The sequence below is a fragment of the Pseudomonas sp. REST10 genome (assembly GCF_029542605.1).
Classification (GTDB): Bacteria; Pseudomonadota; Gammaproteobacteria; order Pseudomonadales; family Pseudomonadaceae; genus Aquipseudomonas; species Aquipseudomonas khazarica.
Genome location: NZ_CP035677.1, coordinates 936197 through 961648 on the forward strand (window position 1 = coordinate 936197; position 25452 = coordinate 961648).

General features: G+C 65.7%; 18 protein-coding genes. 9 read left to right on the forward strand and 9 right to left on the reverse strand.

Translation table 11 applies throughout. The features are described 5' to 3' along the window. Nucleotides 1-117: 117 nt before the first annotated feature. From rnr to alr, 8 genes are all read left to right on the forward strand, one after another. A complete protein-coding gene (rnr, locus tag EWH21_RS04340) occupies nt 118-2607 on the forward strand; it encodes a ribonuclease R (RefSeq protein WP_047590144.1) in 2490 nt (829 codons plus the stop codon). Further along, entirely contained in the window at nt 2604-3356 is a 753-nt protein-coding gene (rlmB, locus tag EWH21_RS04345) for a 23S rRNA (guanosine(2251)-2'-O)-methyltransferase RlmB (RefSeq protein WP_152487778.1), read from the forward strand. Before rnr ends, rlmB begins: the two co-directional genes overlap by 4 nt. A 174-nt stretch (nt 3357-3530) precedes the next feature. Next, nucleotides 3531-3953, forward strand: coding sequence for a 30S ribosomal protein S6 (rpsF, locus tag EWH21_RS04350; RefSeq protein ID WP_047590140.1), 423 nt, complete (start codon nt 3531-3533; stop codon nt 3951-3953). Nucleotides 3954-3981: 28 nt separating this feature from the next. Next, nucleotides 3982-4212, forward strand: a complete 231-nt coding sequence (rpsR, locus tag EWH21_RS04355; protein ID WP_003246847.1) for a 30S ribosomal protein S18 — start codon at nt 3982-3984, stop codon at nt 4210-4212. Between the two features lie 36 nt (nt 4213-4248). After that, entirely contained in the window at nt 4249-5142 is an 894-nt protein-coding gene (locus EWH21_RS04360; protein ID WP_037052409.1) for a hypothetical protein, read from the forward strand. Between the two features lie 21 nt (nt 5143-5163). Continuing rightward, on the forward strand, nt 5164-5610 hold the full coding sequence (gene rplI / locus EWH21_RS04365) for a 50S ribosomal protein L9 (protein WP_037052411.1): 447 nt from the start codon (nt 5164-5166) through the stop codon (nt 5608-5610). 117 nt (nt 5611-5727) lie between these two features. Further along, entirely contained in the window at nt 5728-7122 is a 1395-nt protein-coding gene (gene dnaB / locus EWH21_RS04370) for a replicative DNA helicase (protein WP_037052414.1), read from the forward strand. A 125-nt stretch (nt 7123-7247) separates the two neighbouring features. Further along, on the forward strand, nt 7248-8324 hold the full coding sequence (gene alr / locus EWH21_RS04375) for an alanine racemase (RefSeq protein WP_277699891.1): 1077 nt from the start codon (nt 7248-7250) through the stop codon (nt 8322-8324). On the opposite strand, the gene EWH21_RS04380 is transcribed toward alr, so the two are convergent. After that, nucleotides 8325-10232, reverse strand: a complete 1908-nt coding sequence (locus tag EWH21_RS04380; RefSeq protein ID WP_277699892.1) for a GGDEF domain-containing protein — start codon at nt 10230-10232, stop codon at nt 8325-8327. 227 nt (nt 10233-10459) lie between these two features. Between EWH21_RS04380 and EWH21_RS04385 the strand changes: the two genes are divergently transcribed. Beyond that, complete coding sequence (locus tag EWH21_RS04385; RefSeq protein WP_037052419.1) at nt 10460-12754, forward strand: YgiQ family radical SAM protein; 2295 nt, start codon at nt 10460-10462, stop codon at nt 12752-12754. 90 nt (nt 12755-12844) lie between these two features. Here the strand turns inward: EWH21_RS04385 and EWH21_RS04390 are convergent, their stop codons facing one another. The 8 genes from EWH21_RS04390 to EWH21_RS04425 all read right to left on the reverse strand — a co-directional run bounded on the left by EWH21_RS04390 (nt 12845) and on the right by EWH21_RS04425 (nt 25431). Then, nucleotides 12845-14329 (reverse strand): TolC family protein, encoded by a 1485-nt coding sequence (locus EWH21_RS04390; protein WP_277699893.1) that lies wholly within the window; start codon nt 14327-14329, stop codon nt 12845-12847. A gap of 59 nt (nt 14330-14388) precedes the next feature. Beyond that, nucleotides 14389-19458 carry an Ig-like domain-containing protein gene (locus EWH21_RS04395; protein WP_277699894.1) on the reverse strand — a complete coding sequence of 1690 codons (5070 nt, stop codon included), beginning with the start codon at nt 19456-19458 and terminating at the stop codon, nt 14389-14391. 73 nt (nt 19459-19531) lie between these two features. Beyond that, a complete protein-coding gene (locus tag EWH21_RS04400) occupies nt 19532-20176 on the reverse strand; it encodes a tail fiber protein (RefSeq protein ID WP_277699895.1) in 645 nt (214 codons plus the stop codon). 54 nt (nt 20177-20230) lie between these two features. Further along, the gene (locus EWH21_RS04405) at nt 20231-20548 is read right to left on the reverse strand and encodes a hypothetical protein (RefSeq protein ID WP_037052431.1); all 318 of its coding nucleotides are present in this window, start codon (nt 20546-20548) and stop codon (nt 20231-20233) included. Then, nucleotides 20545-21036: an N-acetyltransferase gene (locus tag EWH21_RS04410; protein WP_277699896.1), complete on the reverse strand. Its 492-nt coding sequence runs from the start codon at nt 21034-21036 to the stop codon at nt 20545-20547. Before EWH21_RS04410 ends, EWH21_RS04405 begins: the two co-directional genes overlap by 4 nt. Before the next feature lie 199 nt (nt 21037-21235). Continuing rightward, the gene (locus EWH21_RS04415; RefSeq protein WP_277699897.1) at nt 21236-23332 is read right to left on the reverse strand and encodes a biotin/lipoyl-binding protein; all 2097 of its coding nucleotides are present in this window, start codon (nt 23330-23332) and stop codon (nt 21236-21238) included. Further along, nucleotides 23333-24652 (reverse strand): HlyD family efflux transporter periplasmic adaptor subunit, encoded by a 1320-nt coding sequence (locus EWH21_RS04420; protein WP_277699898.1) that lies wholly within the window; start codon nt 24650-24652, stop codon nt 23333-23335. Beyond that, complete coding sequence (locus EWH21_RS04425; RefSeq protein ID WP_277699899.1) at nt 24649-25431, reverse strand: efflux RND transporter periplasmic adaptor subunit; 783 nt, start codon at nt 25429-25431, stop codon at nt 24649-24651. The genes EWH21_RS04420 and EWH21_RS04425 overlap by 4 nt, the downstream gene beginning before the upstream one ends. Between the last annotated feature and the right edge of the window lie 21 nt (nt 25432-25452).

Below are 25452 nucleotides of genomic sequence, written 5' to 3' on the forward strand. Positions count from 1 at the left end.
CCCCTGACCCCAAAAAAATTATTGTCGCCGGAAAAGCTGCCCCGGATGCCGATTTCGCGCTTCAATAGGCATATGGCACACACACCTTTATACATACGCATAGGTAACCCCCTTTAAATGGCCGATTGGCAATCCCTCGATCCCGAGGCCGCCCGCGAGGCGGAAAAATACGAAAACCCCATTCCCAGCCGCGAACTGATCCTGGCCCATCTGGCCGAGCGTGGTTCGCCCGCCAGCCGCGAGCAGCTGGTCGAAGAGTTCGGTCTCGAAACCGAAGACCAGCTCGAAGCCCTGCGCCGCCGCCTACGTGCCATGGAGCGCGACGGTCAACTGATCTATACCCGGCGAGGCAGCTATGCCCCGGTGGACAAGCTCGACCTGATCTGCGGTCGCATCAGCGGTCACCGCGACGGTTTCGGCTTCCTGGTGCCGGACGACGGCAGTGACGACCTGTTCCTCAGCCCGGCGCAGATGCGCCTGGTCTTCGACGGCGACCGGGCCCTGGTGCGCGTGGCCGGTTTCGACCGTCGCGGGCGCCGCGAGGGTGGCATCGTCGAGGTGATCGAACGTGCTCACGAGAGCGTCGTCGGTCGCTACTACGAAGAGAACGGTATCGGCTTCGTGGTCGCGGACAACCCGAAGATTCAGCAGGAAGTGCTGGTCACTCCGGGCCGCACCGCCGGTGCGCGGATCGGTCAGTTCGTCGAGATCAAGATCACCCACTGGCCGACGCAGCGCTTCCAGCCGCAGGGCGACATCGTCGAGGTGATCGGCAACTACATGGCGCCGGGCATGGAAATCGACGTGGCGCTGCGCAGCTACGACATTCCGCATGTCTGGCCCGAGGCCGTGATCAAGGAAGCGCGCAAGCTCAAGCCCGAGGTGGAAGAGAAGGACAAGGAGAAGCGCGTCGATCTGCGTCATCTGCCGTTCGTCACCATCGATGGCGAGGATGCGCGCGACTTCGACGACGCCGTCTACTGCGAGAAGAACAGCAGCCGCTGGAAGCTGTTCTCCGGTGGCTGGAAGCTGTACGTGGCCATCGCCGACGTGTCGCACTATGTGAAGGTCGGCTCGGCGCTGGATGCCGAGGCGGTGGAGCGTGGCAACTCGGTGTACTTCCCCGAGCGCGTCGTGCCGATGCTGCCGGAGGAGCTGTCCAACGGCCTGTGCTCGCTCAACCCGCATGTCGATCGCCTGGCCATGGTCTGCGAGATGAGCATGTCCAAGAGCGGCCAGATGGTCGACTACAAGTTCTACGAGGCGGTGATCCACTCCCATGCGCGCCTGACCTACAACAAGGTCAGCTACATGCTGGAAGATCCCAAGGGCGCCGAAGGCAAGGCCCTGCGCAGCGAGTACAAGGCGGTCCTGCCGCACCTCAAGGAGCTGTATGCGCTCTATCAGGTGCTGGTCGCCGCACGTCACGAGCGCGGCGCCATCGACTTCGAGACGCAGGAGACGCGCATCGTCTTCGGTTCCGACCGCAAGATCGACGAGATCCGTCCGACCCAGCGCAACGATGCGCACAAGCTGATCGAGGAGTGCATGCTGGCCGCCAACGTGGCCACCGCGCGCTTCATGCAGGATCACGAGATTCCCTCGCTGTATCGCGTGCACGATGGCCCGCCGCCGGAGCGCCTGGAAAAGCTCAAGCAGTTCCTCGGTGAGCTTGGCCTGTCGCTGCAGCGCGGCAAATCCAAGGATGGCCCGTCGCCGAAGGACTACCAGCGCCTGCTGGAGAGCATCCGCGAGCGTCCGGACTTCCACCTGATCCAGACCGTGATGCTGCGTTCGCTCAGCCAGGCGGTATACAGCGCGCAGAACGAAGGGCACTTCGGCCTCAATTACGAGGCCTACACCCACTTCACCTCGCCGATCCGTCGCTATCCCGACCTGCTGGTGCACCGCGCCATTCGCAGCATGATTCGCTCCAAGCGGGAAACCAAGCACGTCGAGCGCGCCGGTGCGGCGACCATGCCCAAGGCGCGCATCTATCCGTACGACGAGGCGGCCCTGGAGAAACTCGGCGAGCAGTGCTCGATGACCGAGCGCCGCGCCGACGAGGCCACTCGTGACGTGGTCAACTGGCTCAAGTGCGAGTTCATGCAGGATCGCGTCGGCGAGACCTTCGAAGGCGTGATCACCGCGGTGACCGGCTTCGGCATCTTCGTCGAGTTGCGTGACATCTATGTCGAGGGCCTGGTGCACGTGACCGCGTTGCCGGCCGACTACTACCACTTCGATCCCGTCCATCATCGCTTGTCCGGCGAGCGCAGCGGTCGCAGCTTCCGCCTGGGCGACAGCGTCGAGGTCAAGGTGATGCGGGTCGACCTCGACGAACGCAAGATCGACTTCGAGCTGAGCCAGGGCAAGGCCGGCAAGGGTGATGACGCACGTCGCACGGGCAAGCGCGGCGGCATGGGTAATACCGACGTGCAGAAAAGCCGCGAGGTGAAGAAGGCGCTGCTCGATGGAGCGAAGAAGGGCGGTGCCAAGGCGCCGGCGAAGAAATCGTCCAGTCATCGCAAGGGCGCGCCTGCACCCAAGGGCAAGGCCGAGACCAGCGCTGGCGGCAAGCCGAGCAAGCGTAAGGCGAAACGATGAGTCAGTTGGAGAAGGTCTACGGCGTGCATGCCGTGGAGGCGCTGCTGCGCCATCACCCTAAGCGGGTCAAGCAGTTGTGGCTGGCCGAGAGCCGCCAGGCGCCGCGTATCCAGCCGATGCTGGAGCTGGCGGCGCAGCACCGCGTGCCGGTCGGGCATAAGGAGCGCCAGGAACTCGACGAGTGGGCCGAGGGCGTGCACCAGGGCGTGGTCGCTGAGGTCAGTCCGAGCCAGGTCTGGGGCGAGAACATGCTCGACGAGCTGCTCGAACGTAGCGAGGGCGTGCCCTTGCTGCTGGTGCTCGACGGCGTCACCGATCCGCACAACCTGGGGGCCTGCCTGCGTACGGCCGATGCCGCGGGTGCGCAGGCGGTGATCGTGCCCAAGGACAAGTCGGCCACGCTCAACGCCACCGTGCGCAAGGTGGCCTGCGGCGCCGCCGAGGTCATTCCGCTGGTCGCGGTGACCAACCTGGCGCGGACCCTGGAGAAGCTGCAGAAGAAAGGCCTGTGGGTCGTCGGCACCGCCGGTGAGGTGGAGCAGGAGCTGTACCAGCTCGACATGACCGGGCCGACGGTGCTGGTGATGGGCGCCGAAGGCAAGGGCATGCGCCGCCTGACCCGCGAGCATTGCGATTACCTGGTCAAGCTGCCCATGGGCGGCAGCGTCAGCAGCCTGAACGTATCGGTCGCCACCGGCGTCTGCCTGTTCGAGGCGGTGCGCCAGCGCCAGGCCAAGGTGCGCGGCTGACTGTTCAAATAATCGCCAGTTCACCTTGCGTGCGGCAGGGGGCTTCTCTAGAATGGCGCCCCTTGCCGTGACGGCAGGCTTTTCTATGCCTTACGTCCGGTGAGCTCATCACGAGAAAACCCACTCCTTGCCTGACCACCTTAGTTGGCAGGCTACAACCCGTAAGGAGCATTTATGCGTCATTACGAAATCATCTTTCTGGTTCACCCGGACCAGAGCGAGCAAGTCGGCGGCATGGTCGAGCGTTACACCAAGCTGATCGAAGAAGACGGTGGCAAGATTCACCGCCTGGAAGACTGGGGCCGTCGTCAGCTGGCTTACGCCATCAACAACGTCCACAAAGCTCACTACGTGATGCTCAACGTAGAGTGCACCGGCAAGGCCCTGGCCGAGCTGGAAGACAGCTTCCGCTACAACGACGCCGTGATCCGTAACCTGGTCATCCGTCGCGACGAGGCCGTAACCGGTCAGTCCGAGATGCTGAAGGCCGAAGAAAACCGCAGTGAGCGCCGCGAGCGTCGTGAACGTCCTGAAAACGCTGAGTCCAACGACAGCGATGACAGCGACAGCAACGACAGCGACAACGCTGACGAGTAATCCACGGATCTATTGAGGAGCCAATCACATGGCACGTTTCTTCCGTCGTCGTAAATTCTGCCGTTTCACCGCTGAAGACGTGAAAGAGATCGATTTCAAAGATCTCAACACCCTGAAAGCCTACATCTCGGAAACCGGCAAGATCGTTCCCAGCCGTATCACCGGTACCAAGGCTCGTTATCAGCGTCAGCTGGCCACCGCTATCAAGCGCGCCCGCTTCCTGGCCCTGCTGCCCTACACCGACAGCCACGGCCGCTGAGATCGGATAGTCGACAAGAGTTAAGGAATAGATCGCATGCGTGCCCTGGCTGAATACATCATGCGCGGCCGCATGCAGGCCACCCTCGTGGTGGTGGGATCGGCAGCGATGCCGCTGTTGTTCTGGTTGAGTGCCGCCGCTGGCAGCCTGGTGCTGTTGCGGCGCGGTGCCAACGATGCCCTGGGCATCGTGGCCTGGGCCATGCTACCGGCGATTGCCTGGTGGTATTTCGGCGAACCACGCACCTTGCTGGTGTTGGTCGGGGCGCTGGGACTGGCGTTGTTGTTGCGCGCCAGCTGGACCTGGAACCGCATACTGCTGAGCAGTGTGGTACTGGGCCTGGTGTATGGGGTTGTCCTTGGGGCAGTGTTCCGCGAACCCATCGCGGCCATGGCCGGCGAGCTGCAGAAGCTGCTGCCGAACATGCTGGATGGGGTTCACCAGCAGATGACGGTGAACGAACGCGAGCGTCTCGAGGCCCTGATTGCGCCAGTGCTGACCGGTTTGCTGGCGGCCCTGCTGCAGATCCTGAGCTTGCTGAGCCTGATACTTGGGCGTTACTGGCAGGCCGTGTTGTACAACCCGGGTGGTTTCGGGAGCGAGTTCCGCGCCCTGAGACTGCCGCTGCCGCAGGCACTGTTGCTGCTGGCGGGCATGCTGCTGGGTCCGAACCTCGGGCCGCAACTGGCCATGCTCACGCCGCTGTGCAGCGTGCCGCTGCTGTTCGCCGGGGTCGCCCTGGTGCATGGCCTGGTGGAAAAGGGTGGCCTCGCTCGCTTCTGGCTGGTGGGCCTGTACATCACGTTGCTGCTGTTCATGCAGCTGATCTATCCCTTGCTGGTGGTCTTGGCCATCGTCGACAGTCTGTTTGATTTTCGCGGTCGCCTGGCGCGCAAGAACGGCCCGGGCTCTGCGAACGGTGAAGGTTAAAAGTTAAGAGGTAAGACCCAAATGGAAGTCATCCTGCTGGAAAAAATCGCCAATCTGGGCAACCTGGGCGACAAAGTGAACGTTAAAGCCGGTTACGGCCGTAACTTCCTGCTGCCGCAAGGCAAGGCCACCGCTGCTACCGCTGAAAACGTAGCTGCGTTCGAAGCCCGCCGCGCCGAGCTGGAAAAAGCCGCTGCCGAGAAGAAAGCTTCCGCTGAAGCTCGCGCTGCTCAACTGGCTGAGCTGGAAGTCACCATCACCGCCGTTGCTGGCGATGAAGGCAAGCTGTTCGGTTCGATCGGTACCCACGACATCGCTGACGCCCTGACCGCCTCCGGCGTTGAAGTGGCCAAGGCTGAAGTTCGTCTGCCCAACGGTACTATCCGTCTGGTCGGCGAGTACGACGTTGCACTGCACCTGCACACCGACGTCGAAGCCACCGTCAAGGTGATCGTGGTCGCTGCCTAAGCAGTAGCCGCCAAGCGGGCTTGCGCTTCGGTGCAGGTCTGCTGACAATCGGGCACGGTATCGCTTCTGCGATCCGTGCCCTTTGTTTTTCTATCGCTGCACTTTCTTTTCGAGCCTATGAACGACATCAGCATCCCCGAACAATACGACCTGCAAACTGCGGCCCTGAAGGTGCCACCGCACTCCATCGAGGCGGAGCAGGCGGTGCTGGGTGGTCTGATGCTGGACAACAATGCCTGGGAGCGCGTGCTCGATGGCGTTTCCGATGGTGACTTCTATCGCCACGACCATCGCCTGATCTTCCGGGCGATCTTCAAGCTGGCCGAGCGCAATGCGCCGTTCGACGTCGTGACCCTGTCCGAGCAGCTGGACAAGGAAGGTCAGCTGTCGCAGGTCGGCGGTCTGGCGTACCTGGGCGAACTGGCGAAGAACACGCCGTCGGTGGCCAACATCAAGGCCTACGCGCAGATCATCCGTGAACGCGCGACCCTGCGTAAGCTGATCGGCATCAGCAACGAAATCGCTGACAGCGCCTATGCCCCCGAGGGGCGCACCGGCGAGGAGATCCTCGACGAGGCCGAGCGCAAGATCTTCGAGATCGCCGAGGACCGGCCGAAGACCGGTGGCCCGGTGGGCATCAACGATATCCTGGTCAAGGCTATCGACCGTATCGACGAGCTGTTCAACAACGGTGACGCGATCACCGGTCTGTCCACCGGCTTCGATGATCTGGACAACCTGACCAGCGGCCTGCAGCCGGCCGACATGATCATCGTCGCCGGCCGTCCGTCGATGGGTAAGACCACCTTCGCCATGAACCTGGTGGAAAACGCGCTGATGCGCAGCGACAAGTCGATCCTCGTCTACTCGCTGGAGATGCCGTCGGAGTCCATCGTCATTCGTATGCTCGCCTCGCTGGGGCGCATCGACCAGACCAAGGTGCGTGCCGGCCAGCTCGACGATGACGACTGGCCGCGACTGACCAGTGCGGTGAACCTGCTCAACGACCGCAAGCTGTTCATCGACGATACCGCCGGCATCTCCCCGAGCGAGATGCGTGCGCGTACGCGGCGCCTGGCGCGTGAACATGGCGAGATCGGCCTGATCATGGTCGACTACCTGCAGTTGATGCAGATTCCGGGTTCCAGCGGCGACAGCCGGGTCAACGAGATTTCCGAGATCTCGCGCTCGCTCAAGGCCCTGGCCAAGGAATTCAACTGCCCGGTGATTGCCCTGTCGCAGCTCAACCGCGGCCTCGAACAGCGTCCCAACAAGCGCCCGATCAACTCCGACTTGCGTGAATCCGGGGCGATCGAGCAGGACGCCGACATCATCCTGTTCGTCTATCGCGACGAGGTCTACCACCCCGAGACCGAGTACAAGGGCGTGGCCGAGATCATCATCGGCAAGCAGCGTAACGGCCCGCTGGGGACCGCGCGCCTGGCCTTCCTCGGCAAGTTCTCGCGCTTCGAGAATCTGGCACCGGGTAGCTACCAGTTCGACGACGAATAAATCGTTGCTGCGCGCCGGGCTTCCTACCTCCCAGCGCTCACGGCAACGATGGTCTGGCGCAGATCAATGAAAACGGGTGCCCAAGGGTTAAGATGGGTACCCGTTTTTCGTTCAGGCCCTCTGCCATGCGTCCGCTTGCTGCCATCGTCGACCTCTCCGCCATCGTCCACAACTACAGCGTTGCCAAGCGCTGCGCGCCGGGCCGCCAGGCGTTCGCGGTGGTCAAGGCCAATGCCTACGGGCATGGCGTGCGCGAGGTGGTGACGGCGCTGCGCGATATCGCCGACGGTTTCGCGGTGGCCAGCCTGGAGGAGGCTGCGGAAGTGCGCGCCATGCACGACGAGGCGCGCATCCTGTTGCTGGAGGGCTGCTTCGAGGCCGGCGAATATGCCATCGCCGCTCAGCTCGGCTTCGACCTGGTGCTGCAGAGCGCGGCGCAGGCCGAGGCTCTGTTGGGCAGTGAGCTGCCGCGCCCGCTGAATGTCTGGCTGAAGCTGGATTCCGGCATGCACCGCCTGGGCTTCGATGCCGCCGAACTGCGCCAGTGGCATGCGCGCCTGGCGGATGCCCCGCAGGTCGCCGAGCTCAATCTGCTCAGCCATTTCGCCTGTGCCGACGAGCGCGGCCACCCGCTCACCGAGCAGCAGGTCGAATGCTTCCTCGGGTTGCTGGACTTGGACTTCACGCATCGCTCGCTGGCCAACTCGGCCGCCGTGCTGACCATTCCCGCCGCGCACATGGACTGGTTGCGCCCCGGCATCATGCTCTACGGCGCGACGCCGTTCGCCGATCTCAGCGCCAGTGAGCTGGCCCTGAAGCCGGCGATGACCCTGGCTGCGCGGGTCATCGCCGTGCATGAGGTGGCGGCTGGCGAGTCTGTCGGTTATGGCGCTGCCTGGGTCGCCGAGCGCGACTCGCGTATCGCCACGGTCAGTTGCGGTTACGCCGACGGCTATCCCCGCCACGCCCCCAGCGGCACGCCGGTGCTGGTCGAGGGTCAGCTGGCGATGCTGGCGGGGCGGGTCTCGATGGACATGCTGGCGGTGGACATCACCGACGTGCCTGAGGCAGGCATCGACTCGCCGGTGGAGCTGTGGGGCAGCAACCTGCCGGTGGACGAGGTCGCGATCGCCTGCGGCAGCATCGGCTACGAGCTGCTGACCAAGGTCACGGCTCGCGTGCCGCGCCGCTACATCGGCTGATCAGGCCAGCCCGCTCGGCACCTTGAGCACATCCAGCTGCAGGCAGGCCTGTTCGCTGAGTTCGCCATCGTCGCCATGTATCCGCGAGCCTGAACGGCCCAGCTCCTTGACGCGGTAGAGCGCGGCGTCCGCGGCCTTGTACAGGCCGGTGAAGCTCTGTGCATGGCAGGGGTACAGGGCGGCGCCGATGCTGACCGTGACGCGCAGGCGCTCGGCGCCGTAGTGCACCGGTACGGACAGCTCGCTGACCAGGCGTGCGGCGATTTCCCTGGCCTGGTTTTCCGCATCGCTGCCACAGATCAGCGCCGCGAACTCGTCTCCTCCCAGGCGCGAGACGGCGTCGCCGGCGCGCACGTGCTCGCGCAGTCGCTTGGCGATGACCTGCAGCATCAGGTCGCCGGCGGCGTGGCCGAAGCGGTCGTTGATCGGCTTGAAGTGGTCCAGGTCGATCAGCAGCAGCGCCACGCTCTCCTGGTGGCGCTCGGCATGCGCCAGGGCCGACTCGCAGCGCTCGACCAGATAGCGGCGGTTGGGCAGTTCGGTCAGCGGGTCGTGGAAGGCAGCGTGCTGCAGCTCGTGCTCGCGCTCGCGGAGCTGGTTGTTGGTCGCGGCCAGCTCGGCGGTGCGTGCGGTCACCGCCGCCTGCAGCTCGTCCGCGCTGGCCTGCAGTTGCGCGAGGCGCGCAGTCTTTTCGCGGTCCGCCTGCTGCAGGGCGTCGGCGCGCTCCTGCTTGAGGATCTGGATGCGATAGGCCAGGGCGAAGGAGAACAGGATCGACTCGGCCGCGACGGCCAGGGGGAACACATAGGCGTTCCACTCGGCCGGTTGCAGCACGCCGGTGGTACGCAGCAGCAGAATGGCGACGCTGCCCAGCACCAGGCCGTAGCCGTAGAGGTACAGCTGCGCCGGGAAGAAGCCCTGGCGCCAGCGGATCACGGCGCTGCCTAGCGCAGCGGGAATGCTGGTCAGCGACAGCAGGGCGATGGCCCAGGCGGCCAGGTAGCGCTGCTCGAACAGGGTCAGGCCGATGGCGATCAGGTAGATCACGCAGGCCATGTTCAGCAGGTGATGGGCCCAGCGGACGTAGAGCTTGGTCTGCAGCAGCGTCTGGGTGAAACGGCTGGCGAACAGGCCCCACAGCGACGGCAGGGTGATGCGGTCGAGCCAGACCGGAACGGGGTGATTCGGCCACAGGTACTGCGCGCCATGGCCGGTCATGCTGATGATGAACAGCAGGGCGAAGGCCGTGGTCAGCACGTACCAGAAGTAGGCCTTGTCACGCAGCGAGATGAGAATGAACAGGTTGTACAGCAGCAGGGCGAAGACCACGCCGTAGATGACGCCCAGCCCGAGGTTCTCGCGGATCGCCAGTTGCGTGAGGTCGTCGCTCTGCCAGATGCGCAGGGGAAAGGAGTTGCCGGCCGGGTCGAACGCACGCAGGTACAGGGTCAGCGGCTGTTCGCCCAGCGCCGGCAGGTCGAACACCATGCGCCGGTATGCGAGGTCGCGGCTCTCGCTGAAAGCCACGCGTTCTCCCGCCTGGCGCATCTGCCAGCCACCCTGGCCATCGGGCAGGTAGAGCTGCAGATCGAGCTGGGTGACCGAGCCGACTTCCAGCACCCAGTCCGTCGGCGCGCTGCTGTCGCGTTGCACGCTGAGTTTGATCCACCAGGGATTCAGGCTCTGGCCCACGCTGGCCCGCCCGTTGGCTGCCTGAAAGCGCGATTGCTGTGTGGCTGAGGTGATGTCGCCGATGCTCAGCGTGCCGTGCGAATCCTCCAGCAGCTCGACGTCGGCGTTGAGCGCCGAGCCGCTGCTGGTCGCGCTCAGAGTGATGACGGGGGCCGCCTGGCTGGTGGAGGCCAGCCACAGCAAGAGAGCGAGCGATAAGACGAAACGCTGCAGCATAGGCATCCTGATAGGCGGTGTCCGAGTGTTTTGAGTATATGCACAGGAACGTTATTGATCGAAAACAAATATGGCCTGGCGCTATTGCAGGAAAATGCCAGGTTTTCCTCAAGTTGCAGCGGCGCGGGAGGCTGCTTCCGAGGGATTAAACCCAGTGAATTAGTCTGGTTTGGTCAAAATTTGTGCTATGATCCGCGCCCCTCGTGATAGCCCGCTGATCAAAAAATATGCAAGCCGCCAAGCCGCTGTTCGACTATCCCAAGTACTGGGCCGAGTGTTTCGGGCCAGCGCCGTTCCTGCCGATGAGCCGGGAAGAAATGGATCAGCTCGGCTGGGACAGTTGCGACATCATCATCGTCACCGGTGATGCTTACGTCGATCATCCCTCGTTCGGCATGGCCATCATCGGCCGCCTGCTGGAGGCCCAGGGCTTTCGCGTCGGCATCATCAGCCAGCCGGACTGGCGCAGCAAAGACGACTTCATGAAGCTCGGCGAGCCGAACCTGTTCTTCGGCGTCGCCGCCGGCAACATGGATTCGATGATCAACCGCTACACCGCCGACAAGAAGATTCGCTCCGACGACGCCTATACCCCTGGCGGCCTGGCCGGCAAGCGCCCGGATCGCGCCAGCCTGGTCTACAGCCAGCGCTGCAAGGAGGCCTACAGCCACGTGCCGGTGATTCTCGGCGGCATCGAGGCCTCGCTGCGCCGCATCGCCCACTACGACTACTGGCAGGACAAGGTGCGTCGTTCGATCCTGATGGACGCCACCGCCGACATCCTGCTCTACGGCAACGCCGAGCGCGCCGTGGTCGAGGTGGCCCAGCGCCTGTCGCGTGGCGAGTCGATCGAGAGCATCAGCGACGTGCGCGGCACCGCCTTCATCCGGCGCGATACCCCGCAGGGCTGGTTCGAGGTGGACTCCACGCGCATCGACCGTCCGGGCCGTGTCGACAAGATCATCAACCCCTACGTCAATACGCAGGACACCGAGGCTTGCGCCATCGAGCAGGGCAAGGGTGGCGAGGTCGAAGACCCCAACGAAGCCAAGGTGGTGCAGATTCTCGAAAGCCCGCGCATGACCCGCGACAAGACGGTGATCCGCCTGCCGTCGTTCGAGAAGGTGCGTAACGACCCGGTGCTCTACGCGCACGCCAACCGTGTGCTGCACCTGGAGACCAACCCCGGCAACGCCCGTGCGCTGGTGCAGAGGCATGGCGAGGTGGACGTGTGGTTCAACCCGCCACCCATTCCCATGAGCACCGAGGAAATGGACTACGTGTTCGGCATGCCCTACGCCCGTGTGCCGCACCCGGCCTACGGCGGCGAGCGCATCCCGGCGTACGAGATGATCCGCTTCTCGGTGAACATCATGCGTGGCTGCTTCGGCGGCTGCACCTTCTGCTCGATCACCGAGCACGAAGGCCGCATCATCCAGAACCGTTCGCACGACTCGATCATCCGCGAGATCGAAGAGATGCGCGACAAGGTGCCGGGCTTTACCGGGGTCGTTTCCGACCTGGGCGGTCCTACCGCCAACATGTACCGCATCGCCTGCAAGGACCCGGAGATCGAGCGTCACTGCCGCAAGCCGTCGTGCGTGTTCCCGGGTATCTGCGAGAACCTCAACACCGACCACTCGTCGCTGATCGAGCTGTACCGCAAGGCACGTGCGCTGCCCGGCGTGAAGAAGATCCTGATCGCCTCCGGCCTGCGCTACGACCTGGCCGTCGAGTCGCCGGAGTACGTCAAGGAGCTGGTCACCCACCACGTCGGCGGCTACCTGAAGATCGCCCCGGAGCACACCGAGCGCGGCCCGCTGGACAAGATGATGAAGCCGGGCATCGGCAGCTATGACCGCTTCAAGCAGATGTTCGAGAAGTTCTCGAAGGAAGCGGGCAAGGAGCAGTACCTGATCCCGTACTTCATCGCGGCGCACCCGGGGACCACCGACGAGGACATGATGAACCTCGCCCTGTGGCTCAAGCGCAACGGTTTCCGCGCCGACCAGGTGCAGGCCTTCTATCCCTCGCCAATGGCCACGGCCACGGCCATGTATCACTCGGGCAAGAACCCGCTGCGCAAGGTCACCTACAAGAGCGACGGCGTCGAGATCGTCAAGAGCGAGCAGCAGCGTCGCCTGCACAAGGCCTTCCTGCGCTACCACGACCCGAAGGGCTGGCCACTGCTGCGCGAAGCACTGCAGCGCATGGGCCGTGCCGACCTGATCGGCCCGGCCAAGCACCAGCTGATCCCCGCTACCCAGCCTGTGGGTGACGGCAGCTACCAGAGCGCGCGGCGCAAGAACTCCACGCCCGTGGGCAGCAAGAAAGCCGGCGCCGGTGGCAAGATCCTCACCCAGCACAACGGCCTGCCACCCCGTGGCAGCGACGGTGCCAAGCCCTGGGACAAGCGCGAGCAGGCCAAGGCGGCTGCCTTCGCCAAGATGCAGGAGCAGAAGAAAGGTGGCAAAGCGAGCGGTGGCGGCAAGAAGAAGCCCAGGCCCGTCGCGCCACGCTGAATGAAAACGCCAGCCTCGAGCTGGCGTTTTTCTGTCCGCCCGCAGCCTGGCGCGGACTGCAGCGCGCCGCGACGGCGCGGGCCGAGCGCCTTACAGCTGGCCTGCCTGCCACTGTGCTTCGCGGCTGGCGAGCGCGGCCGCGATGGCCTCGACGCTGTCGGCGGCGATGGTCTCCGGCAGCGGGTCGAGACCGACGCTGGCGAACAGCTGGCCGTAGCTGTTGCGCAGCTCCGCGTAGGCCAGGTCGCGGCGCAGGTCCGCCTGCAGCGTGTTCAGTTCGCCCTGGATCAGCTCCAGTTCACCGATGCCCTGCGCCTTGTAGCGGTTGCGCAGTTGCTCGACGATCTGGCCGTCCAGCCCGGCCAGTTGCTGGCTGGTGCGGAACTGGCGCTGCGCTTCGCGGAAGTTGGCGTTGGCCACGTGCAGCTGGGCGAGAATCGCCATCGACATGGCCTGGCGGCGGGCGTCGGCGACCTCCTGGCCCGCCTTGGCGACATCGATGGCGGCCGGTGCCGAGAGGACGTTGAACAGGTTCCAGGTGACCTTCACTCCGTAGTCGGCCCAGCTCTGGTTGACCAGGAACGAGTTGCTGTCGTAGTGGCCGCCGGCCGAGAACTCCAGGCCCGGTAGCAGGCGCAGCATGGCCTTGCGTGTCTCGGCGGCGCTGATGCGCGCCTGGTAGTCCTGCTCGCGCAGTTCGGGGCGGCTGGCCAGGGCCTCCTGTTCCAGCGTGCCCAGTTCCACCTTCAGCTCCGGGACCTGGTAGCCGGTCTCGGGCGCCAGTTCGACCTGGGTGCCCAGGGGCAGGTTGATCAGCGTGGCCAGCTCGGTCTTGGCCAGTGACAGGGCGCGACGTTGTTCCTCCAACTGGCGAGTGGCCTCGATCAGGGCGCGCTGATAGCTCAGGGCCTGGATCGGGTCGCCGATGCGCTGTTCACTCAGGCGCTGGCTGTTGTCCCGGGCCTCGGCCACGCGTGTCATGAGGCTGTCGATCTGGCTGAGCAGGCGATCGGCGGCGACGGCGCGCCAGTAGGCGGAGCGCACGTCCTGAATGATGGTGTGCACCACCTTGCGCCGACGCTCCTCCACGATCAGGCGCTGGTCGCCCTGCTGCTTGGCGCTGACGTAGCTGACACCGAAGTCGAGCACGTTCCACACCATGGTCAGGTCGGCCACGCCGCGGTCGCGATCCTGAGAGGTGGAGGGTTCGAGCGACTGGGTGCCGGTTTCGATGCTCTGGCTGCTCGACGCGCTGACGTTGTTGCGCCCTGCATAACCCGCCGACAGTGCCATGCGCGGCAGCATGTCGAAGGTGGCGAGATCGACCTGGCGTTGGGCCATGGCCTCTTCCATCACCTTGAGGCGCGCCTCGAGGTTGTACTTCACCGCACGCGCCATGGCCTCGTGCAGGGTCAGCGGGCCGTTGAGCGGCTCCTGGTCGGCGAACATCGCCTGCAGGTCGCTCTGCGCCCGTTGCTCGCTGACGCTGCGCTCGATGGGCTGGCTGGTTACCGCGCAGCCACTGATGGCCAGCGCCAGCATGCTCACTACCCCTAGTGTTTGGCTCTTTTTCATCCTTGGGCCGCCCCCTTGTCACGGCTCCGACTCACTGCTTTCTCGTTGTTATCGGTCGATCAGATCTGTGCCTGGGCCGCTGCGATCTGTTGCAGGGCCTGGGCCAGTTCCTGGTGCTGGCGTTGCTCACCTTCGTTCAGCGCCTGCAATTGCTGGCCCAGCGTCGGGGCCGAGAGGAAGCCGCCACCCCCGGCCCCCCATTTCTTGCCATCGAAGACCTCCAGCTTTTGGCTCTCCTGCTGCACATCCTTGGTAAAGATGCCGGAGAGGCTGCTGCTGCCGAACACCCCTCCGTCGCCGCCACCGAAGCCGAGGAAGCCGATACCGCTGCCATTGCCGGCACCGCTGTCGCTGCTGGCGAAGACCTGCGCGATGAAGCTGGGAGCCAGGACGTTGGGGTTGAGGAAAATGGTGCCCACAGTGGGAACGCCGCTGCCCAGCGTCGGTTGCTCGAACAACGGCGGCGGCAGCAGCGGCGAGGTGGTGGGCGGCGGCGGTGCGACGGGCACGTCGGGTTGAGGTGTCGGCGTCATCACTGGCGGCGCGCTGGGGCCAGGGTTGGCGCGGAATTCCGGGTCGCCGGTAGTCAGCCCGCCCAGTGTGTAAGCGGCGCTGCTGAAGCCGCTCTGCAGGGTGTTGCCGATGCCGTCGACGATGCCGCTGCCTGCCGCCACCAGTGACAAGCCGAGCGTGCCCTGACCGCTGACACCGCCGACGGTGACGCGGTAGGTGCGGGCATCCAGCTGCACCAGGGACAGCAGGGTGCCGCTGGCACTGCCGCTGGTGGTCAGGGCGAAGTCGCCCAGATCGACGCCGCTGACCGCCTCGTTGAAGCTGACGGTGAAGCCGAGGGTGTCGCTGGTGGTCGGTGAGCTGCCGTCGAGAGCGATGCCGGTGACTTCCGGTGCGGCGGCGTCCACCAGCACGCCGCTGGTGGAGCCCACGCTGTTCAGTGCCGTCTGTGCATCGTTGCCGGCGCCATCGCGCAGGGTCGCACCGTTGGCGTCCAGGCCGCCGGCAACGGTGATGCCGTCGGTGTCCTGCTGGCCGTTGGCGACGGTCAGGCGGAACACCAGTGCGCTGCTGCCCGAACCGCTGAGGTAGCTGGCGTAGACGACGCCGCCGTCATCCAGCGTGATCGCCAGGCGCGGTGTACCGCCACTGGTGTCGACGGTCACGGCCTCGTCGAAATTCACCGTGAAGTCGAGGTTGTCGCCGGCCAGGTAGGTGCCGTTGGCGGGCACGCCGACGCTGGTGACGGCCGGCGCCTTGCTGTCGATGGCGTAGTTGTTGGAGTCGGTGGTACTGGTGCCGGTGTTGCCAGCCGCGTCGGTGTAGCCGGTGTTGTCCAGGGTGATGACGTTGCTGGTGTCGGTGACGTTGGCATTGGGGGTCAGGGTGGCGGTCCAGGTGATACCGCCGTCGCTGCTGGCGAGGTTGCTCAGCGCGCCGTTGGCCACGCTGAAGTCCGCCGTGGTCAGGCCGCTCACCGCTTCGCTGAAGGTGATGGTGACGGTAGTGCTCTGGCCGGCCTTGAGCGTGCTGTCGGCCACCACCACAGTGGCGCTCGGGCGCTGGGTATCGATGCTGTAGCTGTTCGAGTCGGTGCTGCCGGAGCCGGTGTTGCCGGCCGCATCGGTGTAGCCGGTGTTGTCCAGGGTGATGAGGTTGCCGGCGGCGGTGACGTTGGCGCTCGGTGTCAGGGTGGCGGTCCAGGTGATCCCGCCGTCGACGCTGCCGAGGTTGCTCAGCGCGCCGTTGGCGACGCTGAAGTCCGCCGTGGTCAAACCGCTGACCGCCTCGTTGAAGGTAATGGTGACGGTTGTGCTCTGGCCGGCCTTGAGCGTGCTGTCAGCCACCACCACGGTGGCGCTGGGGCGCTGGGTGTCGATGGCGTAGTTGCCCGAGTCGGTGCTGCCACTGCCGCTGTTGCCTGCCAGGTCGTTCACCCCGGTGTTGTCCAGGGTGATGAGGTTGGAGGCATCGCTGACATTGCTGCCGGGGGTGAATGTGGCGGTCCAGGTGATCCCGCCGTCACTGCTGCTGAGTCCGCTCAGCGCGCCGTTTGCGACGCTGAAGTCGGCAATGGTCAAATTGGTGACTGCCTCATTGAACGTCACGGTGACGGTCGCCGTCTCGCCGATCCGCAGGGCCGTGTCGCTGAGGGTGATGCTGCTCGCCGCAGGGCGCACGCCATCGACCACCAGGGCCTTGTTGGCGCCCAGGGAACCTGCGGCGCCTGGGGTCGGCAGGGTGAGGATGGCTGACTGGCTGGTGCCGTCCTGAATGGTGCCGCCGTTGAGGCTGAGGGCCGAGGTGGAGGCGTAATCGAGGTCGGCGGAGATGTCTCCGGCCTGTACGGTGTAGCTGAAGCTCAGGGTGTCGGTGCCTGAACCGGACACGTAGTTGAGTATGCGATCGGTGGCTCCGGTTTCCAGGGTCAGGGTCGGCGTGCCGGTCACGTTGACCGAGGTGTCGAACTGTACGGTCACGGTGATGACGTCGCCGATCTTGTAGGTGCCGTTGGCCGTGCTGGAGGTGATGTTGGTGACCACCGGTGCGGCAGGTGCGGTCAGGGTCAGGTCATTGCCGGTGCCGCCGGCGTAGCTGGTGGTCAGTTCGGTGCCGTTGCCGCCCGCCGTGATCGTGCCGCCCTCGCTGATGCCGGTGAAGGTACCGGTAATCGCATCGCCACCGTCGTTGACGATCACCGTGTAGCGGTCGCCACTGCCAGCCGTGTAGCCATGAGTGACGGCCAGGGTCGCGCCGGAGAGATTGGCCGAGCCATTGACCAGCACCCGGTCATAGCCGCTACCCGCCGTCGTGCCGTTGATGTCCAGGGCCAGGGTGCTGCCTGCGGTCAGGCTCAGGTTGCCGTTGATGTTGAGGCTGCCTGCACCGCCATTGCCGGGGGACAGGGTGCCGCCGCTCTGCACGGTGACGTTGCCCCCCAGCGAGCCGCTGCCGGCCAGCGTGGCACCGCTAGCCACGGTGGTCGTGCTGCTGGTGTTGCCGTCCACGATCAGCGTGCCGGCGAACACGGTGCTGCTGCCCGTGCTGGTGTTGTTGGCCGTCAGGGTCAGGCTGCCGCTACCGCTCTTGTTCAGGCTGCCGATGCCGGCGACCACGCTGGAGATGGTCGCCGTATCGCCGCTGCCGTTGGTGAAGGTCTGGGTGGTGCCGCCGGCCAGGCTGAGGGTACCGCCAGTCAGGACCAGGCCGCTGGCCTGATCCATGTCGAAGGTCAGGCTCTCGTTGAGCGACACGGCATTGAGGTTGAGCGTCTGCCCGGCCAGGCTGCTGGCGAAGACGATGGTCTGGCTGCCGGTGCTGTCGGCGGCGGCGATGGCCACCGCCTCGCTGAAGCTCACGCCATTGCTGCGGTCGATGGTCGCGGTATCCGTGGCATTGGTGACGTAGATGGTGTCGCTGGTCACCGTGACATTGGCGCTGGCGCTGCCGCCAGCGCCATCGTTCACCGTGACCGCCACGGTGGCGTCGCCGGCGGGCGTGTCGCTGCGGTAGGTGATGCGCTGCGCCACGTCGTTGACCAGTGCTGAGGTGGCCGTGGTGCCACTGCTGGTGAAGGTGATGGTCAGCACGCCACCGCTGTTGGTGAAGGTGGCGAAGGTCAGCCCGCCCGACTGCAGGTTGCTGCCACTGACGGTGAACAGGCCGCCGCTGGTGTCGAAGCCCAGCACGTCGCTGCCTATCGCCGTGCCGCTGCGCTGGATCACCAGGCTGGCGCCGGACCAGTCGCCATTGCCGCCGTTCAGCGCATCCAGCTCGGCATCGGCCAGGCTGGCATTGCTGCCCACGTCGAGGCCGACGGTATTGCCTGCGCCGCCCCAGGCCACGCTGTCGCCGTTGAGGTTGCTGACGGTGGGCGCTGCGTTGGGGGCGACCGCATCCGCGAAACCCACATTGTCGATGCCGATATACAGAGGTTGACCATTTGGATCCGTGATACGGATTTCGTCTGCGTACTGGAATATCGATGCCGTCAGCCCATTGCCCTGGGTGAAGTCCGAGATGTAGTCGCCGTCGGTCGCGAGTGTGACGCTGCCTCTGGAGACACCGTTCTGGAAGGCTTCGAACTTGATTTGAGAGTGCGCGCCAAGGTAGTCGACGATCTTGATTCCGGTGAACGAGAACTCGCTCCCGTCCTGGCTGCGAATCACGACGATGGGCGAGCCATTCCCGGAATCGTCGACGATACCTTCGTCCTGGCTGCCGGCCCCATCCGTGAACAGATCGCTGTAGTACTTCCACGCCGCGCCGTTATTGGAGTTGCCGGAGTCGGCGGAAAAGATCTCTATCGTCACGCCAGGAATGTCGCTCGACTGGGCTTGGCCGTCGGTCACCGGAGTACCCAGGATCGTGTCGGCACCGGAAAAATTCAGCGTTCCGGAAAACAACTGGCCGGTAAACGCGTTCTGGGCGGCAAGCGAGAACGGCATGCCGGCCTCTATGGTGCCGGTCGAGGTCTCCAGCACCCAGTTCCTGGCGTTGATGCTGCTGCCGGTCGCGTCGGTGGATGCTGCAACGTCGGCCTGGGTGATGGCGGCAATCTGGCTGATGAAGGACTGGCCCTTGTCCCCTAGGGCGATATCGCAGCCATAGAGCAGGATGTCGCCATCCCCACCCAGTTTGCTGCCGATGGCCTCCAGCGTGGAGCTGTGATCTTGCAGGTTGCTGGCATCCAGGGTCAGGCTGCCCAGCGTGATCTGTCCTGACAAACCATGGCTGACGATATGGATCGCATCGATGCCGGAGCGCCCGTTCAGATAGTCGGCAATCTGCTGGAGCCCATCCTGGCTGCCATCCAGTACGACGACCTCGGTGCCTTCGCTGACGCCGGCGATGAGTTGTGCATAGTCCTGCACGTTGCCGTCGATGAAGACGATCTCCTGGCGCTGACCGCTGCTGGCGGCTGGCGCGGCAGCCGCACCGTCATCGACCTGGCTGTCGCTGGCACTGTCCGCCTGGGGCGTGGGGTCGGCCTGGACCGTATCGGCAACCGTGGCGGCAACCGCCCCGTCGAACATCATGCGCGGTTCGAGGGCCAGTAGCCAGGCAGGGCCCGCCGGGGCCTGGGGTGTCGCTGTGACGGTGGCTCTGCGTTTCATCATCTGCTCCCGGCGTTGCTTTACGTAAGTGGCGGCCCGCCTGGGCGGGCCGACCTTCAGGTGCTTGCTCGACTCAGCCTCGCGACGGGAAGACCCCTTCGGTCGCGATCACGAAGTTGGTGCCGAGGAAGGGATTGCGGATACCGAACGACTGGCTGCCACCGACGGGCGAGATGGTGACCGTTCCCTGTGGTGTGATGCTGGCCTGCCCGCTGAGCCCGCCCAGGTTGGCTTTCGTCGAGTCGGGTGGCGTATCGGTGAACAACCCCGCGAACAATACACTGGCAGGACCGGCTTTTGCGGTCGTGGCGGAGAGGTAGGTGGTGTTGCCTGCCGTGGGTGGCACCATCGCGGCGGTCGGGTTGGTGGCCACGGCGGCACTGATGGTCAGGGCGCCGTTGCTGGCCTGGCCGGTGAAATGCGCGACTGGCGCGTGCATCGGCAGCTCTGCGGTGGTCAGGGTGACATTTTCGCGGCCGGCCATCTCGCCCTGGACAATCACGTCCAGGCCTGGCCCGTGCCCCATCCCTACCGGGCTGCGCCCACGGTAGTCGGGCAGGCCGAAGGTGGTCTGGCCATTGCCGCCATACATCGTGCCGAGCAGTGAGAAAAGGGCAGTGTTCTGTGCGATGGGCATCAGCTGGCCCTGACACATCGCATAGCCACGCGGTGCGAAGTTGAAGCCGACCATTTTGATTTCGCCGAGGAACGGTTCCATGTTGTTGCTCCCTGCTGTGTGACGCCGGTGTGACCGACGGGTTGTCGTGATGGCTCAGGTCCGTGGCGCGGATGTCCGTGTATGGAAAACGGCCTGCAACAGGCGGGCCCCGTCGTCGTCCGGGCCGATCGGGGTGAGCATGACCCACCATGACGCCTCGCCCGGGCTGTGCAAGGTATAGCTGAATTGCGGCAGGTCGACCCCGGCGGGCTGTCGAAAGATGGCGTCGTAGCACTGATGGCGCGGGTTCATGGCCTTGCCCTGGCTCACTTCGACCAGTTGCACGTCGACACCGGGATGTCCTTCCCAGCTGAGGCGCCAGGTCTGGCCCAGGGCCTGCTGCAGGTCTGCCTGGCTGGGGACGTCGTTCATGCGCTCAGACTCCGTGCGGCGGTGCGGTGCATCTCCAGATAGATCGGGTGCTGGCCGGTCACGATGAAACCGAAATGTTCATACAGGCGTCGGGCAGGGTTGTCGGACTCGACGTAGAGGCGAATCGCTTTCCCCACCCTGTCGGCCTCATCGACCAGGCCGGCGAGGAGGGCGCGGCCGATGCCCCGGCCACGCCAGGCCGGCAGCAAGGACAGGTCCATCAGGTTGTGGGTGCCGGGCCCGCGAAACAGGTAGAGACGGCCGATGGGTTGCTCACCCTGAAGGATCAGCGAGAACTCGGCGCCCCGATAGTGGGCCTGGTAGTGGCGGTGCTGGGCATCGAACTGTTGCTGCAGGAATGCCGCTTTCTCGGCCTGGCTCCAGGGCAGCGGGTCGAGCTCCTGGGCGCGGGTGCTGGCGTACAGGTCGAGCAGAAACCTCAGGTCGGTTGCCGTGATGGGGCGCAGATGCACGTCAGATGTGGACACGGTGTGGAGCTTCCTTGCGCACCTTGTTCGTGAACGAAACAGGCGCAGTCGTTGGCTTGTCGGGCGCACTGCATGTGCGCCCCTTGAATATAGAACGGTGATAGGGACTTGCCACTATTTCCTTACGGGCGGCAGGTTCTTTCTGCAGGCGCTCGCCTGCTGCAGGCGTGCCTTGGGGTGAGTGGCGCAACCGCTGGCGTCAGAAGCCGCTTTCGCGAACGCCCAGTGCGGCCAGGCGGCGCCAGGTGGCGCCGAGTATGGACTGCCCCGTCCCTTCGAGGACGACGACGCCACGCACGGGCAGCGAGGGTTCGTCCGCTGCCTCCAGCAGGCTGAGGCGGGCGCCGTACTGCGCCTGCAAGGGGGCTGCCCGGTGCTGGGCGTCGCGACGTACGGCGATGGGGCCGTGGTGGTCGGAGGCGAGTGCCTCCAGCTGCAGATAGGCGACGCCGGTGTCGTCCACGTCATCGAGGCGGACCGCCAGCGCGGCGCGCGCCGGGTCGTCGGCGATGAAGCGTCCTTCGCTGCCTGGCTGCACACGCCAGAGCCCGTCTTCGGCCAGGTAGCCGCGCAGGCGGACGCCGGGCGCCACGACGCGCAGCAGCGGGTCGCCTGGTTTGAGCCAGCGGCCTGGCGCCAGATTCGGCTGCAGGTCCCGCACCACGCCGTTTTCCGGCGCGCGCAGCTGCAGGCGTTCGCGTTGCGCATCCAGGCCACGGTACTCGGCGACCGATGTCGCCAGGCGCTGTTCGAGCACGGCAGCGTCGCCCACCGTCTCGCTGCGACCGGCCTGACGGCGCAGCTGCAGCTGCAGTATCTGGATTTCCTGGCGCACGATGGCCTGGCGCGACTCGAGGTCCGGAGACTCCAGCTCCAGCAGCAGTTCACCTTGCTGCACCGCCTGGCCGTCGCGGACATGCAACTGCTTCAGGCGCGCGGACAACGGGGGATAGAGAGCCGTGCTGCTGGCGGCCTCGAGCACGCTCGGCACGTCGACGGCGGTACGCCATGGCAGCACCAGCAGGGCCGACAGCATCAGCAGCCCGGCAGCCGTGAGCAGGGTCTTGCCCGGGGCGGCCTGATCGCGCCGCCGCCACCATTCCTGCCATTCGCGCCAGATTGGCAGGCCGATGAACCAGAGCAGCTCCACCAGCATCAGGACGATGCCCAGCAGCTTGAAGAACATGTGGTAGACGGCCAGGGCAATGCCGAGAAACAGGGCGGCGCGCCATAGCCAGGAGCCATAGCCCCAGATCAGCAGGCGTCTGCGCATCGTCGCCGTCCAGGGTTCGGGGGCAGGCTCCGCGTAGCCGAACAGGGCTTCACGCAGGCGCCAGCGACAGAGGGCGAAGGCCCGTTGCTGGAGGTTGTCGACGCCCCACAGGTCGCTGAGCAGGAAGTAGCCGTCGAAGCGCATGAAGGGATTGAGGTTGATCAGCAGGGTGGTGATCCAGGTGGCGCTGGCCAGCATGAAGGTGGCGGTGCGCAGGGGGCCGTCCGGCAGCAGGGACCAGGCCAGCAGGGCGAGGCAGGCCAGCAGCAGTTCGGCGAGCACGCCACCGGCGCCGATCAGCAGGCGGGAGCGGCGATCGTTGACACGCCAGGCATCGCTGACATCGGTATAGAACATGGGCAGCAGCACCATGAACGCCAGCCCCATGCTCTGTACCCGACAGCCCGCGCGCTTGGCCATGTAGGCGTGACCGAACTCGTGGCACAGCTTGGCGAATGCCAGGGCACAGCCGAAGGCGATGGCGCCACCCAGGCTGAACAGGTGCGGGAAGCTGGAGATGAAGCGGTCCCAGTCGCGTGCGACGAGAAACAGGCCGAGCAGCAGCAGGATGGGCAGGCCACGGCGCAGCAGCGCGGGGCCATGGCGCTCCAGCACCGGCCAGGTGCGGTCGAGAAAGGCGTTGGGGCGCCACAGCGGGATGCGAAAGAACAGGTACTGGTGCAGCAGGCCTTTCCACAGGCCCTGGCGCTGTTGCGCCGCCTTGCTCGCGTAGCTGCTGCGCTGTTGCGCATCCGCTGCCGTGATCAGGTCGTGGGTGCTGAGGAAGCGCAGCATGCTTTCCAGGTCGGCGCCCGCCAGCGCCTGGCCGGGTTCATTGTTCGCCGCCTGCAGCACCTGCGCGGGATCGCCCAGCTGCCAGTGCCGCAGCAGGCGCATGGCCTCGGCACCGATCTTGAAGTAGCGCCCGCGCAGCGGGTCGGCCAGCGTCCATTGCGGGGCGCCGTCCAGCGCAGGGGCCGAGCTGGAAAGCTGCAGGTCGGCACGCAGGCTTGGCAGGCGCATTCACAGACCCAGTGTCTGGCGCAGCGCCGCCAGCGGGCGGCGCAGCAGGAAGAGCGCCAGCGGCACGCGCTCGCCGTAGAGCTTGGCGGTGCCACGCAGGCCGATGCGCGGTGGTGCCGCGACGAAACCGGCGTCCAGGCGGTAGGCCAGCTGGCCGTTGCTCAGTGGCTGCGCCTCGTATGCCAGGCGTTGCAGCTGGGCGTCGTGGCGATGCAGCGGGTCGCTGTCGAGGAACAGGCCGACCTCCGCGCCGGGCTGGAAGTTCAGCGCGTCGGCCACGGCGAGGTCGATGCGCAGCTCGGCGCGCCTGGGGTCTGCGATCTCCATCAGGCGCTCGCCCGTCTGTACCGGCTTGCCGACCCAGCGCTGGGCATCGGCGAACACGGCAATGCCGTCGCGCTCGGCTCTGACTTCGGTGCGCGCCAGCAGCTCGCGGGCATAGTCGCGCTCGGCACGTTTCTGCGCCGCGCGCGCGGCGAGCAGGTCGATGCGCGCGCTGGACTCGGCATCGCTGAAGGCGCGCTGGCTGTTGGCCTTGAGCTCGGCTTCGGCCACCTGCAGGCTGCGCTCGGCAACATCGGCCTGGGCGCGGATGGAGGTGGCGTCGAAGCGCACCAGCACCTCGCCCTTGCTGACCGCCTGGTTGGGCTTGACCTGGAACGTCGCGATCACGCCGTCCAAGGGCGCGGCGATGACCTGGCCGTCGAGTGGCACCACTTCGGCGGGAGCCAGAACCGACTGGCGAATCGGTAGCAGCAGCAGGAGCAATGCCACCGTCGCCACGGCGATGATGCGGCGGCGTGGCCAGCGCAGGCGCCACGGCTTGTGCGGTTGCAGGGCGAGCCAGGCATGGGCGTAGCAGTCACCCAGTTGCAGCAGCAGTGCCTGTTCGGCCGCGCTCCACGGCTGTTCACGGGCGATCCACAAGCCGCCGAAAAGCGCCTGCTTGCGGTCGAGCAGGGGCAGCCAGAACACCGAGCCTGCGGAAAGCGCCTGCCAGTCGCCACGCGTCTGCTCGCTGAGCGAGTCGGCGGTCACCACCTGGGCCTGGCTGGAGCGGCCTTGGGCAAGCAGCTGGCGCGTGGCCTCTTCGACGAAGGCGACGAAGGGAGAATGCGCTTCGACGACGCTGATCGCGGTGATTGCGCGCACCCGGCCCGCGATCAGCAAGGCCGCATGACGAAAGCCGAACAGTGCCTGTGCGTCGTTGACCAGCGCATAGGCCAGGCTGTCGATGTCCGCCGCGGCCCGGGCCTGGTGCTGCAGGGCCAGGAAGCGGGCGAATACCTGCTCGGCTGGCCCAGGCGCCTGGGCGGTCATGGCGCCTCCGTGAAGCGCGCGCTGCCGCTCATGCCGGAGAGCAGCCCGTCCGCCTTCTCGGGTAGGCTGCCGATCAGCAGCAGGGTCTGACTGCCCTCGTCGATGCGTGCACCCAGGCGTTTCACCCTGGCCTCGAGTGGCTCGCCGGTTTCATCCGGGGTGAAGTCGAAGCGTTGCCCGGGCTGGACCCTGCTCAGCCAGCTGGACGGTATCAGCAGATAGATTTCCAGGGTGCCGTTGTCGACCACATCCAGCAGCGGCGCACCGTTTGCGACGCTTTCGTGGGGCTGGGCGCGGCGCTGCACCACGCGCCCGGCGAATGGTGCGCTGACGCTGCAGCGCTTGACCTGCACCTGATACACCTGGGCCTCGGCTTGCGCCTGCGCCTGGCGCGCCTCGGCCAGCGCCACCTCGAAGCGCCCCACCGAGTTCAGCGCCGCCAGTTGCTTCTTGTGGCTCAGTTCCTCACGGGTGGCACGTGCGGCGGCCTGCGCGGCGTTGAGCTGGGCCTGGTAGGCGCTGCAATCGAAACGCACCAGTACATCGCCCTTGGCGAAGGCCTCGCCGTCGGCGAACGGCATCTCGACGATGCGCCCCGGCAATTCGCTGGAGAGCACGGCCTGGTCGCGTGCCCGCAGTACGCCGCGTACCTGGCGTTCGGCGCCCGTGGGTTCGGCACGCTCGAGGGCTTCGAGCAACGGGTCCTGCGCCTGCAACAGCGGGCTGAGGGTCAGAACCAGCAGGCCGACGGGGAACAGGCGACTGGAGCGGAGGGGCATGGCATACGTCCTTGCATGAAG